The organism is Streptomyces flavofungini (assembly GCF_030388665.1).
GTDB lineage: Bacteria > Actinomycetota > Actinomycetes > Streptomycetales > Streptomycetaceae > Streptomyces > Streptomyces flavofungini_A.
In genome coordinates this window covers 1,095,179-1,110,155 of sequence record NZ_CP128846.1, presented here as the reverse complement: position 1 = coordinate 1,110,155, position 14,977 = coordinate 1,095,179, and the positions used below count along the sequence as shown (strand labels likewise).

Annotated in this window: 2 protein-coding genes; one reads left to right on the top strand and one right to left on the bottom strand. The window is 74.2% G+C overall.

Translation table 11 applies throughout. The features are described from left to right. The first annotated feature begins 8 nt into the window (after positions 1 to 8). Positions 9 to 12,971, top strand: coding sequence for a type I polyketide synthase (locus QUY26_RS04770; RefSeq protein WP_289943846.1), 12,963 nt, complete (start codon positions 9 to 11; stop codon positions 12,969 to 12,971). A 205-nt stretch (positions 12,972 to 13,176) separates the two neighbouring features. Here QUY26_RS04770 and QUY26_RS04765 read toward each other — a convergent pair whose 3' ends face one another. Then, positions 13,177 to 14,793 (bottom strand): ArnT family glycosyltransferase, encoded by a 1,617-nt coding sequence (locus QUY26_RS04765; RefSeq protein ID WP_289943845.1) that lies wholly within the window; start codon positions 14,791 to 14,793, stop codon positions 13,177 to 13,179. Positions 14,794 to 14,977 lie beyond the last annotated feature (184 nt).

Genomic DNA, 14,977 nt, shown 5'->3' with positions numbered 1-14,977 from the left:
AGTTTCCGATGGCGGACCAGCAAAAGCTCCTCGACTACCTCAAGCGGGTGACCGCCGACCTCCACGAGACGCGCCAGCGCCTGCGCGACGCCGAGGCGGAGGAGCCCGAGCCCATCGCCATCGTCGGAATGAGCTGCCGCTACCCCGGCGACGTCAGCAGCCCCGAGGACCTGTGGCGGCTCGTCGCCGAGGGAGGCGACGCGCTCTCCGCCTTCCCCACCGACCGGGGCTGGGACGTCGAGGCCTTGGGCGGCCGCACCGAGGAAGGACCCGAGGGCGACGACCCCGAGCGCCCCGAGCGCGGCGGCGGCTTCGTCTACGACGCCGGTGACTTCGACGCCGCCTTCTTCGGGATCTCACCCCGCGAAGCCATGGCCATGGACCCCCAGCAGCGGCTCCTCCTGGAAGCCGTCTGGGAGACCTTCGAGCGGGCCGCCATCCCGCCGACCTCCCTGCGCGGCAGCCGCACCGGCGTCTTCGTCGGCGCCACCGCGCAGGGCTACGGCCCCGCCCTCATGGCATCGCCCGACAACGTCGACGGCTACCTGCTCACCGGTGACGTCTCCAGCGTCATCTCCGGCCGCGTGTCGTACGTCTTCGGCCTCGAAGGCCCGGCCGTCACCGTCGACACCGCCTGCTCCTCGTCCCTGGTCGCCCTGCACCTGGCCGCCCAAGCCCTGCGCCAGGGCGAGTGCGACCTCGCCGTCGCCGGCGGTGTCGCCGTCATGGTCACCTCCGGCGCGTTCGCGGAGTTCAGCCGCCAGGGCGGTCTCGCCTCCGACGGCCGCTGCAAGCCCTTCGCCGAGGCCGCCGACGGCACCGGCTGGGGCGAGGGCGTCGGCGTCCTCGCCCTGGAACGCCTGTCCGACGCCCGCCGCAACGGCCACCAGGTCCTCGCCGTCGTGCGTGGCTCCGCCGTGAACCAGGACGGCGCGTCCAACGGCCTGACCGCCCCCAACGGCCCGTCCCAGCAGCGCGTCATCCGCCAGGCCCTCGCGGCCGCCCGCCTCGCCACCGACGACATCGACGCCGTCGAGGGCCACGGCACCGGCACGGTCCTCGGCGACCCCATCGAGGCCCAGGCCCTCATCGCCACGTACGGCCAGGACCGCCCTGCCGACCGCCCGCTGCTCCTCGGCTCCGTGAAGTCCAACATCGGCCACACCCAGGCCGCTTCGGGCGTCGCCGGAGTCATCAAGATGGTCATGGCGATGCGCCACGGCGTGCTGCCCGAGAACCTGCACACGGACCGCCCCAGCACCCACGTCGACTGGACGGCGGGCGCCGTCGAACTCCTCGACCGGGCCCGCGACTGGCCCGAGACCGGACGTCCGCGCCGCGCGGGCGTCTCCTCCTTCGGCGTCAGCGGTACGAACGCCCACGTCATCGTGGAACAGGCCCCCACGGACGACTCCGCCCCCGCCGCTTCGGAGCCGTCGGCGGCCGTGCCGTCCCCGACCGCCGCACCGTGGCTGGTGTCGGGCCGCAGCGCCCAGGCCCTGCGAGCCCAGGCCGCCCGGATACGCGACCACGTCACCGCCGACGAGCACCTCCGCCCCGTCGACATCGGCTGGTCCCTCCTGTCGGGCCGCTCCGCGCTCGAACACCGCGCCGTCCTCTTCGGCCAGGACCGGGACGCCTTCCTCTCCGGCCTGGAGACAGTCGCCTCCGGCGACGACGCCCCGGGAGTGGTGTCGGGCGCGGTCGTCGAGGGCCGTCTCGGCGTCGTGTTCACCGGGCAGGGCAGTCAGCGGGTGGGCATGGGAAGGGAGTTGTACGAGGCGTTCCCCGCCTTCGCCACGGCGCTGGACGAGGTGTGCGCGCACCTGGATCCGCTCCTGGACCGGCCGTTGAAGGACGTCATGTTCGGCACCGACGCCGAACTCCTCGAACAGACCGGGTACACCCAGCCCGCCCTGTTCGCCGTCGAGGTGGCTCTGTTCCGTCTGGCGGAGTCCTTCGGGGTGCGGCCGGAGATCGTGGGCGGGCATTCGATCGGTGAGCTGACGGCCGCGTATGTGGCCGGACTTTGGTCGCTGGAGGACGCGGCTCAACTGGTCGTCGCGCGTGGTCGGTTGATGCAGTCGCTGCCGGAGGGTGGGGGCATGCTGGCGGTGCAGGCCGCCGAGGCCGATGTGCTGCCGCTTCTCGAAGGTCTTTCCGGCAGCGTGGGTGTGGCGGCCGTGAACGGGCCGTCGCAGGTGGTGCTCTCGGGTGACCTCAAGGCTCTGGAGGGCCTGGAGGAGAAGCTGCGCGGTGAGGGCCGCAAGGTCCGTCGGCTGAAGGTGTCCCACGCCTTCCACTCGCCGCTCATGGACCCGGTCCTGGAGGACTTCCGCAAGGTCGCCGAGAAGCTGACGTACCAGGACACCGCCCTGCCGGTCGTCTCCAACGTCACCGGGCGCCTCGCCACCGCGAGCGAGCTCAAGGACCCCGACTACTGGGTCCGCCACATCCGCGAGGCCGTCCGCTTCCACGACGGAGTCGGCGCGCTCACCGGCTTCGGCGTGTCGACCCTCGTCGAGCTCGGACCGGACTCGGTCCTGACGGCCATGGCGCACGACACCCTCGCCGAGACGGCCGCCCAGGTCGGCCTCATCGGCGCCCTCCGCAAGGACCGCCCCGAGCCGGACACCTTCCTCACCGCCCTCGCCAAGGCCCACGTGCGCGGAGTGGACGTCGACTGGACGCCGCTGTACGCCCCCGTGGAGTCCCGCACCCGCGTCGACCTGCCCACGTACGCCTTCCAGCACGAGCGCTACTGGCCGCGTCCCGCCGTCGGCGGCGCCGGAGACGTGCACGCGACCGGCCTGAGCCCGGCGGAGCACCCGCTGTTCGGCGCGGCCGTCGCGCTCGCCGACATGGACGGCTACCTCTTCACGGGCAGACTCTCCCTGACGACCCACCCGTGGCTCGCGGGCCACGCCCTCGGCGGCACGGTCCTGCTCCCCGCCACGGCCTTCGTCGAACTGGCCCTGCACGCGGGGCACCGCGTCGGCTGCGCGCACCTGGAAGAGCTGACCCTGCAGGCGCCCCTCGTCCTGCCCCCGCGCGGCGCAGTACAGGTGCAGCTCGCCATCGGCGCCGCCGACGCCTTCGGGCGCCGCCCGGTGAACCTCTACTCGCGCCCCCAGCAGACCACCTCGGACGACCTCTGGTCCGACGAGCCCTGGCAGCGCCACGCCACCGGCACCCTCACCCCCGCCCCGGCCACCCGCCCCGCCGAAGCCGACCTCACCCAGTGGCCCCCCGCCGACGCCGAACAGGCCGACACCGACGCGCTGTACGACAGCCTCGCCGCCGCCGGATTCAGCTACGGCTCGGCGTTCCAGGGGCTCAGGTCGGTGTGGAGGCGCGGCGACGAACTCTTCGCCGAGGTCGCGCTCCCCGAGGGCGACCAGGACGAGGCCGCGGCGTACGGGCTGCACCCGGCGCTCCTCGACGCCGCCCTGCACCCGCTCGGCCTCGGCACCTTCGTGTCCGACACCGAGCAGGGCCGCATGCCCTTCTCCTGGACCGGCGTGACGCTGCACGCCACGGGCGCGTCCGCGCTGCGCGTACGGCTCACCGCGGCCGGGACCGACGGCGTTGCCCTCGTCGTCGCGGACGCCTCCGGCGAGCCGGTGGCGGCCGTGGACTCCCTCGTCCTGCGGCCCCTCGCGGTGCCGGAGGCGGGCGCCGGACAGGACGGACGCCACGAGTCGCTGTACCGCGTCGACTGGAGCGTGGTGACCGCCCCGGCAGCTATGGCCGACGCCACCTGCGCCGTCCTGGGCCCGGACACGCTCGGGCTGCGCGCGGCGCTGGAACGCGCCGGCGCGACCGTCACGGCGTACACGGACGTGGCCGCCCTCGCGGCGGCGGTCGACAGCGGTGCCGCCGTCCCGGAGTCCGTCTTCGTCGCCTGTGTCACGGCGACCGACCGTGCGCCCGGCGTCGCCGCGAACGTGCGTGCCTCCCTCAACGACGCCCTGCGCGCCGTGGGGGAGTGGCTGGCCTTCGAGCGCGGCGACGAGTCCCGTCTGGTCGTGGTGACCTCCGGCGCCGTGGGCGTCGGCTCCGGTGACGTGGTGACGGCCGCGGGCCTGGTGGACGCCCCGGTGTGGGGCCTGCTGCGGTCGGCGCAGTCGGAGAACCCCGGTCGTCTCGTCCTCGCGGACGTCGACGGCGGTGAGCAGGCGCTGGCGCTGCTCCCAGGGGTGCTGGGTCTGGACGAGCCGCAGGTGGCGGTGCGCGGGGACGTGGTGTGGGTGCCGCGGCTCGTGCGGGCCGGTGGCGGCGCCCTCGACGTTCCCGCCGGTGAGTCCTGGCAGTTGGGCGTCACGGGCCGGGGCACCTTGGAGAACCTGGCGCTGCTGCCCGTCGCCGACGACGCCGAGGTGTCCGGCGGCCGGGCCCTGGCCGCCGGAGAGGTGCGGGTCGCCGTGCGCGCGGCGGGCGTCAACTTCCGTGACCCGCTGATCGCACTCGGCATGTACCCGGGCGACGCGGTGATGGGCACCGAAGGTGCCGGCGTCGTCGTCGAGGTCGGCTCCGGTGTGACGGACCTGGCTGTCGGCGACCGCGTCCTCGGCCTGCTTGAGGGAGGCTTCGGCCCGCTGGCGGTCGCCGACGCGCGCATGCTCGCGCGCATGCCGCAGGGCTGGTCGTTCGCGCAGGCCGCGTCGGTGCCGACGGTGTTCCTCACGGCGTACTACGCGCTGCGGGATCTCGCCGGGATCGAAGCGGGGGAGTCGGTCCTCGTGCACGCGGCCGCCGGTGGTGTGGGCATGGCCGCGGTGCAGCTCGCCCGGCACTTCGGCGCCGAGGTGCACGCGACGGCGAGCACCGGCAAGTGGGACGTCCTGCGAGGCCTCGGCCTCGAAGACTCCCGCATCGCCTCCTCCCGGACCCTCGACTTCGAGACGTCGGTCCTCGCGGAGACCGAGGGCCGGGGTGTGGACGCGGTCCTGAACTCCCTGGCGCGGGAGTTCGTGGACGCGTCGCTGCGGTTGCTGCCGCGTGGCGGCCGGTTCGTGGAGATGGGCAAGACCGACCTCCGCGACCCGCACACCGTCGCCGAGGACCACTCCGGCGTCACCTACCAGAGCTTCGACCTGATCGACGCGGGGCACGACCGCGTCCGGGAGATGTTGGCGGAGGTTCTGGCGCTGTTCGAGCGGGGTGTGTTGTCGCCGTTGCCGGTGCGGGCGTGGGATGTGCGGCGGGCGCCGGAGGCGTTCCGTTATCTGTCCCAGGCGCGGCATGTGGGCAAGGTCGTGCTGACGCTGCCGCCTGTGTTCGACGTGCGGGGCACGGTGTTGGTGACTGGTGCGCTGGGTGGTCTGGGTCGTGTGGTGGCTCGGCATCTGGCGGAGCGGCATGGTGTGCGGGATCTGTTGTTGGTGTCGCGTCGGGGTGAAGATGCTCCGGGTGCGGGTGAGGTGCGTGCGGAGCTGGAGGAGTTGGGTGCGTCGGTCACCATCGCGGCGTGTGATGTCGCGGACCGTGCGGCGCTTGAGACGCTTCTTGAGTCCGTCCGTGATGGCCTGGGTGCGGTCGTGCATGTGGCGGGTGTGGTGGACGACGGTGTGCTCACCTCTTTGACGCCGGAGCGGTTGGACTCGGTGTTGCGTCCGAAGGTGGACGCGGCGGTCAATCTGCATGAGTTGACGGCGGGCTTGGACTTGTCGGCGTTCGTGCTGTTCTCGTCGGCTGCGGGTGTGCTGGGCAGTGCGGGTCAGGCCAACTATGCGGCTGCGAACGCGTTCCTGGACGCGCTGGCTCAGCACCGTCGTGCTCAGGGTCTGCCCGCGACGTCGCTTGCGTGGGGGTTGTGGGCGGATCAGGGTGGTATGGCGGGTGCGTTGGCGGAGGAGGACATCGACCGGATGAACCGGGCCGGTGTCGCCGCCCTGTCGGCCGAGGAAGGCCTGGCCCTCCTCGACGCCTCCCTCGCGCAGCCCGACGGCGCCCTCGTCCCCATGAAGCTCGACACCGACGTCCTGCGTCAGCAGTTCGGTGCCGATGTGCCCCCGCTGTTCCGGGGCCTCATCCGCGCCCAGGTCCGCAAGGCCGTCACCGCGCAAGCGGGAGGCTCGGCGGCCGACGGCCAGGAGTCCCTGGCCGAGCGCCTGGCCGGACTCGCGGCGGAGGACCGCGAACAGTTCCTCGTGGACGTCGTACGCGCCAACGTCGCCGCCGTCCTCGGCTACCCGTCGCCCGAATCCGTCGACGCCGCCAAGGCGTTCAAGGAGCTCGGCTTCGACTCGCTGACCTCCGTCGAGCTCCGCAACCGGCTCGGCGGCGCCACCGCCCTGCGGCTGCCCGCCAGCCTCGTCTTCGACTACCCGACGCCCGTCGCCCTCGCCGCCCACCTGCGTACGGAACTCCTCGGCTCGCTCCCCGAGTCCGCCACCCCGGGCGCCGCCCCCGCGGGCCGCGAGGACGCACCCCGGGACGCGGCCGACGAGCCCATCGCCATCGTCGCGATGAGCTGCCGCTACCCCGGTGGCGTGCGCTCCCCCGAGGACCTGTGGCGCATGGTGGCCGCGGGCGAGGACGGCCTGTCCGGGTTCCCCGTCAACCGTGGCTGGGACGTCGCCGCCCCCGCGGGCCTCGACGGCGCGGGCGCGGACGGCGACGACGGCCTGACGTACGTCACGACCGGTGCCTTCCTGCACGACGCCGACGAGTTCGACCCGGACTTCTTCGGCATCAACCATCGCGAGGCCCTGGCCATGGACCCGCAGCAGCGGCTCCTCCTGGAGACCTCCTGGGAGGCCGTCGAACGCGCGGGCATCGTCCCGGCGTCCGTGCGCGCCAGCGACACGGGCGTCTTCGTCGGCCTGTCGACCCAGGGGTACTCGACCACCCTGAACGGCGCCGAGGGCGTCGAGGGCTACGTCATGACCGGCGACGCGGCGAGCGTCGCCTCCGGCCGCCTCTCGTACTCCTTCGGCTTCGAGGGCCCGGCCGTCACCGTCGACACCGCCTGCTCCTCCTCGCTCGTCGCGCTGCACCTCGCCGTGCAGGCGCTGCGGCAGGGCGAGTGCGCGATGGCGCTCGCGGGCGGCGCGGCGGTCATGCCGACGCCCACCTCCTTCGCGGAGTTCAGCCGTCAGCGCGGCCTGGCCCCCGACGGCCGCTGCAAGTCCTTCGCCGCGGGTGCGGACGGCACCGGCTGGGGCGAGGGCGTCGGCATGCTCGTCCTTGAGCGCCTGTCCGACGCCCGGCGCAACGGCCACCAGGTCCTCGCGGTCGTGCGTGGCTCGGCCATCAACCAGGACGGCGCCTCCAATGGCCTCACGGCCCCCAACGGCCCGTCCCAGCAGCGCGTCATCCGCGCCGCCCTGGCCAACGCGGGCCTCACGCCCGCCGACGTCGACGCGGTGGAAGCCCACGGCACGGGCACGACCCTCGGCGACCCCATCGAGGCCCAGGCCCTCATCGCCACCTACGGCAAGGACCACTCCGAGGACCGGCCGCTCTGGCTCGGCTCGCTGAAGTCGAACATCGCCCACACCCAGGCAGCCGCCGGTGTCGGCGGTGTCATCAAGACGGTCATGGCGATGCGCCACGGCACCCTGCCGAAGACGCTGTACGTGGACGCCCCGACCCCCGAGGTCGACTGGTCCGGCGCGGGTGTCGAGCTCCTGACCGAGGCCCGCGACTGGCCCGGACGGGAGGACGGCGCGCCCCGTCGCGCGGGCGTGTCCTCGTTCGGCATCAGCGGGACGAACGCCCACGTCATCCTGGAGCAGGCCCCCGAAACCCCCGAGGCCCCCGAGGAAGCCGCCGCCGGGACCCCCGAGGAAGCCGCCACCGGGGCCACGGGAACCGCCGGTCCCACCGTCCCCGAACTGTCCCGGCCCGCCGTCGTCCCCCTCGCCCTCTCCGCCAAGACCCCCGAGTCGCTCCCGGGCCAGGCCGCCCGGCTGCGCGAACACCTCATGACCCACGCCGACCTCGAACTCGCCGACGTGGCATGGTCCTTGGCGACGGCGCGGTCCCGCTTCGAGCACCGGGGCGTCGTCCTCGGCCAGAACCGCGATGAACTGCTCGCCGGGCTCCAGGAGCTGGCGCAGGGCGACGCGAGCGCGCGGAACGTGGTCGTGGGCCGCGCGCAGGGCGGCACGGTCCGTCCGGTGTTCGTGTTCCCGGGGCAGGGCTCGCAGTGGGCGGGCATGGCCCGTGAACTCCTCGACTCCAGTCCGGTGTTCGCGGAGCGCATGCGGGAGTGTGGCGAGGCGCTCTCCGAGTTCGTCGAGTGGAACCTGCTCGACGAGCTGAGCGGGGACAACTTCGATCAGGTGGATGTGGTCCAGCCGGTCCTGTTCGCCGTGATGGTGTCCCTGGCCGCGACCTGGCAGGCAGCCGGTGTCGAGCCCGCCGCCGTGGTCGGGCACAGCCAGGGCGAGATCGCCGCCGCGTGCGTCGCGGGCGCCCTCGGCCTGCGGGATGCCGCTCGCGTCGTGGCCCTGCGCAGCCAGGCCATCCGCGAGCTGTCCGGCAAGGGCGGCATGGTCTCCCTCGTCCTGCCGCAGGACGAGGCCGGGGCGCTCCTGGCGGCCTGGGACGGCCGCATCGAGATCGCCGCCGTCAACGGGCCCTCCCAAGTGGTCGTCTCCGGAGACCCCGAGGCACTCCAGGAGCTGATCGCCGAGTGCGCCGCGCGGGAACTGCGCGCCCGGTCCATCCCCGTCGACTACGCCTCCCACTCCTCGTACGTGGAGCAGATCGAGGCCCGCATCGCCGAGGCCCTCGCCGAGATCGCGCCGACCGCCGCCCGGACCCCGCTGTACTCGACCCTCACCGGCACCTGGCTGGACGCCGACACGCCGATGGACGCGGGCTACTGGTACCGCAACCTGCGCCACACCGTCCTCTTCGAGCAGGCCACCCGCGGCCTGCTCGCCGAAGGGCACGGGCTGTTCCTGGAGATGAGCCCGCACCCGGTCCTCACCGTCCCGGTGCAGGAGACCATCGACGCCACCCCGCACACCGGCGCGGTCGCGCTCGGCTCGCTGCGCCGCGACGAGGGCGGCCCCGACCGGCTGTACGCCGCCCTCGCCGAGGCACACGTCCACGGCGCCGAACTCGACTGGCGGGCCCTCCTGCCCGGCGAGCGCACCGTCGTCGACCTGCCCACCTACGCCTTCCAGCGGCAGCGCTTCTGGCCCGCGCCCGCCGCAGCGGGCACCGGCGACGTCACCGCCGTCGGCATCGAGTCCGCCGGTCACCCGCTGCTCGGCGCCAGCGTGGAATTCGCCGACGCCGACCAGTACCTGCTCACCGGGCGGCTCACCCGCCGCACCCACCCCTGGCTCGCGGACCACGCGGTGGGGGACACCGTGCTGCTGCCCGGCACCGCCTACGTCGAGATGGCGCTGCGCGCCGGGGACGAGGTCGGCTGCGGCCTCGTCGAGGAGCTGACCCTCCAGGCGCCCCTCGTCGTCGCCGAGGACGACACCGTCACCCTCCAGGTGTGGGTCGGTGCCCCCGACACCACGGGCCGCCGCCCGCTCACCGTGTCCTCGCGCACCCAGGGCGCCACCGACGCCCCGTGGACGCGGCACGCCACCGGCACCCTCGCCGACACGTCGGCCGCGCCCGCGCACCCGCAGGACGACCAAGCGCTCGCCGTGTGGCCGCCCGAGGGCGCCGAAGCCGTCGCCGTCGACGGGTTCTACGAGCGCCTCGCCGCGGGCGGACTCGGCTACGGGCCGACGTTCCAGGGGCTGCGCGCCGCCTGGCGGGACCCCGCGGGCGACGCCGTGTACGCCGAGGTCCACCTGCCCGAGGAGGCACACCGGGACGCCCACGCGTTCGACGTGCACCCGGCGCTCCTCGACGCCGCCCTGCACACCGTCGCCCTCGCGCCCTTCGCGGAGACCGACGGGGTGCGGCTTCCGTTCGCCTGGAGCGGCGTCACCCTCGCCGCACAGGGCGCCACCGTCCTGCGCGTCCGGGTGCGCCCCGACGGCACCGGGGGAGTGGCCCTGCTGTTCGCCGACGACACCGGAGCGCCGGTCGCCCGCGCCGACTCCCTCGAACTGCGCCCCGTCGCCCCCGAGCAACTGCGCGCGGCCTCCGGCGCCGGACACCGCGACGCCCTCTTCCACGTGGAGTGGACGCCGCTGTCCGCGGGCACGGCCGACGTGACCGGCACGACCTGGGCGACGGTCGGCCCCGACCCGCTGCGGGTCGGCGCCGAACTCACGGCGTCCGGAGCGGACACGACGGTGTACGAGGACGTCGACGCGCTGTACGCGGCCCTCGACGACGGCGCCGACGCGCCGGACACGCTGCTCGTCTCCTTCACGGACGGGACGGGCACCGAAGGGCCGGGAGGGGCGGTGCGTTCCTCGACGGACCCCTCGGCCGCCCAAGGCACCGCCGAGCGTGCCCGCGCCGCCCTGGGCCGGGCCCTCGCCCTGCTCCAGACCTGGCAGACCGACCCGCGCCTGTCCGCCACCCGCCTCGTCCTGGTGACACGGGGCGCGGTCGCCGCCGACGGCGGCGACGTACCGGACCTGGCGCACGCCCCGCTGTGGGGCCTCGCGCGCTCGGCCCAGTCCGAGCAGGCGGGCGGCCCGGACGGGGCAGGGTGCGTGCTGTTCGACCTGGAGGCGGCGCACGGCGGCGACGCGAGCACGGAAGGCGGAGCCCACCCGGCCGGCCGGCCCTCCGGCGCCGCCCTGCTCCTCGCCGGACTCGCTCTCGACGAGCCGCAGTTGGCGGTGCGCGAAGGAGCGCTGCTCGCGCCCCGGCTCGTGCCCGCGGCGGCACCGGCGAAGGCTCCGGCCCCCGCTGCGGCCACCGAGGCCGACGTCACCGGGGCCGCGAACGCCGAGGGCGCCGCAGCCACCGCACCCCGCACCCCCGACCCCCACGGCACTGTCCTGATCACCGGCGCCACCGGCACCCTGGGCGCCCTCGTCGCCCGGCACCTGGTGGTCGAACACGGCGCCCGGCACCTGCTCCTGACCGGGCGTCGGGGCCCCGACGCGCCGGGCGCCGCCGAACTGGTCGCCGAACTCGAAGCACTCGGCGCCGAGGCCCGCGTGGTCGCCTGCGACGTCGCCGACCGCGACGCGCTGGCCGCCGTGCTCGCGGCGGTCCCGGCGGCGCACCCGCTGACCGCCGTCGTGCACACGGCCGGCGTGCTCGACGACGCCCTCGTGGGGTCCCTGACGCCCGAGCGCCTGGACGCGGTCCTGCGGCCCAAGCTGGACGCGGCCCTCAACCTGGCGGAGCTGACGGCAGGTCAGGACCTGGCGGAGTTCGTCCTGTTCTCCTCCGCGGCCGCCACCTTCGGCAGCCCCGGCCAGGGCAACTACGCGGCGGCCAACGCCTTCCTCGACGCCTTCGCGCACCACCTGCGGGCCCGGGGCGTACCCGCCACCGCGCTCGCCTGGGGCCTGTGGGCCGAGAGCAGCGAGATGACCGGTCACCTCGACGAGGCGCGCCGCACCCGCATCTCGCGCGGCGGAGTCCTGCCGCTGTCGTCGCGGGAGGGCATCGAACTCTTCGACGTGGCCCGTTCGTCCGGCGAGCCGCTGCTGCTGCCCGTACGGCTCGACACGGCCGCGCTGCGGGCGGGCGCGCGCCAGGGCGAGACCGTGCCGCCGCTGCTGCGGCGCCTGGTGCGGGCCCAGGCCCGAAGGGCCGCCGCCGGGGCCGCGGCGTCGGAGGCGGAGGCCTTCGCGCGCCGCCTGGCCGCCGCGTCCGCCGACGAGCGGGCGAAACTGCTCATCGCCCTGGTGCGGGACCAGGCGGCGGCCGTCCTCGGGCACGCCTCCGCCGACCGGGTCGAGGACGAACGCGGCTTCCTGGAGCTGGGCTTCGACTCCCTCACCGGCGTCGAACTGCGCAACCGCCTCATGGCCGCGACCGGCCTGCGGCTCCCGGCGACCCTGGTCTTCCAGAACCGCACCCCGAGGGCCCTGGCCGACCGCCTCGCCGCCGACCTCGACCAGGCCGCACCCGCGGGCCGGGGCGCGGCGGCCCCGGGCGAGGGGACCGCCGGACAGGAGCGGGGCACCCGGACGGCCCCGGCCGCCCGGCAGTCCGCGCGGGCACCGGAGACCACCGCCGCGGCGCAGGCCGCCCCGGCCCCGCTCCCCGTCGCGGCGCCCCGGCCCGCGACCGGCCTCGCCGAGCTGTACGACGAGGCCGCGCGGCAGGGCCGCGCCGACGACCTGATCCCGCTGCTGCGGACCATGGCGCAGTTCCGCGCCTCGTTCACGGGCGAGGCCGAACTCGACGCGCCGCGTGCCCCGTTCACGCTGTCGCGCGGTGACGAGCCGGTCGGCGTGATCCTGTTCACGTCGTACGTCGGACGCTCCAGCGCCTACGACTACGCCCGCTTCGGCGCGTACTTCCGCGACCGGCGCGACGTCAGCGTCATCACCCACCCCGGCTTCCTGGAGGGCGAGTTGCTGCCCGCCGACAAGGAGGCGCTGGTGCGACTGCACGCCGACACCGTGCAGCGGCACACCGGCGGCAAGCCGTACGTTCTCGCCGGGCACTCCTCCGGAGGGCTCGTCGCGCACGCCGTGGCACGCGAGCTGGAGGAGCGCGGCGCGGGGCCCGCAGGCGTCGTCCTCGTGGACACCTACGTCGAGGAGAAGGCGCTCGGCGACATGGCCGCAGCCATGGGCAAGCAGCTCAGCGACCGCTACGACTCCGCGCCGGACACGGGCGGCGCGGTCGCGACGGACGCCGACGGCGACGACTGGGGCGACGCCTGGGTCACCGCCATGGCCCGCTACATGTTCCTCGGCCTGCTGCCCGACGCCATCGAGGCGCCGACGCTCCTGGTCCGGGCGAGCGAGCCCCTCATGGAGTGGACGCGCGAGTACGACTGGCGTCCCTCCTGGAAGCTGGAGCACACCGCGGTGGACGTGCCCGGCACGCACTTCACGGTGATGGAGGAGCACTCGCACACCACGGCGCGCGCCGTCGAGGAGTGGCTGGGCCGCCTCTGACACAGCGGCACGACGGCCCCGCCCCCGCACTCCGGGGGCGGGGCCGTCGTCGTGCACCGGAGGGCGGTGCCGCCGACGTACACCGAGGAAGCTCCGGCGCCCTGCCGTCACCTCGGAGGCGACCCGCACCCGCCGCCCGGACACACGGCGAAGGCCCGCCCCCGCGTTCCTCCGCGGTGACGGGCCTTCGCCGTGCAGCGAACCTTCAGGACAAGTGGCCGTAGTCCGGCCAGATCTTGGACCAGGGCTTCGTGCGGCCCTCCAGGATCCACACCGGGACGCCGTCGACGAAGCTCTCGCCGGGGCCGCCCGCGGCCGTCGCGGCCTTGCGGACCTTGGTGAAGTACGGCTTGAGCTTCGCGACGTCGGAGCCCACGTACAGGACCGGGCCCGAGGAGTCGGACGGGGCGCCGAAGTACCAGTAGCCGCGGTGGCCGCTGTAGGCGGGCGGCAGATCGCGGTCGGGACCGAAGTGATCGACGGCGCCCGCCTCCTGGTAGTACTGCGTGACCACCACGGCGCGCTTCCGCTCGGCGGCGGGCAGTGCCTTGTTGGCCTTGTCGACCGCGTCGATGAGGTGCGGCCAGCGCAGGGTCTCGGCGGTCATGGGGTTGTTCTTCGGCTGCTCGGTCTTCGTCACCTGCGACACCGGATACACCGGTAGCGAGAGCGCCACGCACACCAGCGCCGTCAGGGCCACCACCGGCCACGCGGCGAGCCACCGCCACCAGCGGGCCCCACCCCCGCGCGCCAGCTCCACCGCGCCCGCGGCCCACAGCGGCGCGAAGGCGCCCACCACATACGCGGGCCGGCCGCCGGTGACCAGGAACACGGCGGTCAGGCCGAGGAACGTCCAGGCCAGGAAGCGGTAGGGGGCGAGCTGCGGCGAGCGCAGAAGACGGATCAGACCGTAGACCAGGACGACGGTGAACACACCGCCGGACAGCACGATCAGATACGGCAGGAAGCCCGCCCGGCCGCCGAGGATCCCCTCGTCGGCGAGGACCTGGGACATCTCCAGCTGCGGCCAGTCGTTCCGCGCCTGCCAGATCAGACCCGGCAGCGACGTCACGGCCGCGACGGCCGCGCCCAGCCACAGCGCCTTGCGGCGCAGCAGCTCGCGCGGGCCCACCACGAAGAGGCAGACGGCGAGGACGGCCCAGAAGCCGATGATCAGATACTTGCCCTGCAGCGCCAGGGCCGTCGCCAGGCCCGCGAACAGCAGCAGCCGGTCCTCACGGGTGCGCACCCAGCGGATCAGGAGCCAGTTCACGGCCGTCCACAGGAACAGGTCGAGCGCCATCGTCGACAGCGCGTGCCCGCTGATCAGGACGGCGGGCGCGAACCCGTACGCGGCGGCGGTGAGGACCTGCGCCCGGCGCTCCCCGCCGAACTCGCGGGCGGTGAGGGCGGCGACGAGCGCGCCCGCCACCGTGAGCAGCACCGGAAGCAGCCGCAGCGCGAACAGCGAGCCGCCCGTCACCGCGTCGATGCCGTGGGCGAGCAGCGGAAGCAGCACCGGCTGGTCCGCGTAGCCCCAGTCAAGGTGCTTTCCGGCGCCGAGGAAGTACAGCTCGTCGCCCTGGAATCCGTACCGCGTGCTGACCAGGAGCAGCGCGAGACCCGATGCGCCCGCGACCGCGCCCACCCAGCGTCCGGCGAACGGCGGCGGCGTGCGGGGGTCGGGGGCCTCTCCGTGCTGGTCCCGCCGTTCTCCGGGTGCGGTTATTTCCGCCTCGGGTTCCGATGACGTCTGCTGGTCTTTAATATCCTGTTCGTGTTCCTGTTCCGGTACTTGACCGGCCTGTGTCCGAACTCCCACCGGGACCTCCGCGGCTTATGCGGTACATAGCGTGAACACCGTCGAAGGTAGCGCTTGGCACGGCCCGTCAGCTTGCCCCTGCAACCGGCAAGTTGGCTGCTCAGGGGGGACTAGGGGGAAGATAGGGGTTCTGCTGCTCAGGCACGCTGAATAGCTTCTACCGTAGGTCCTCGGAGGGCTCGGC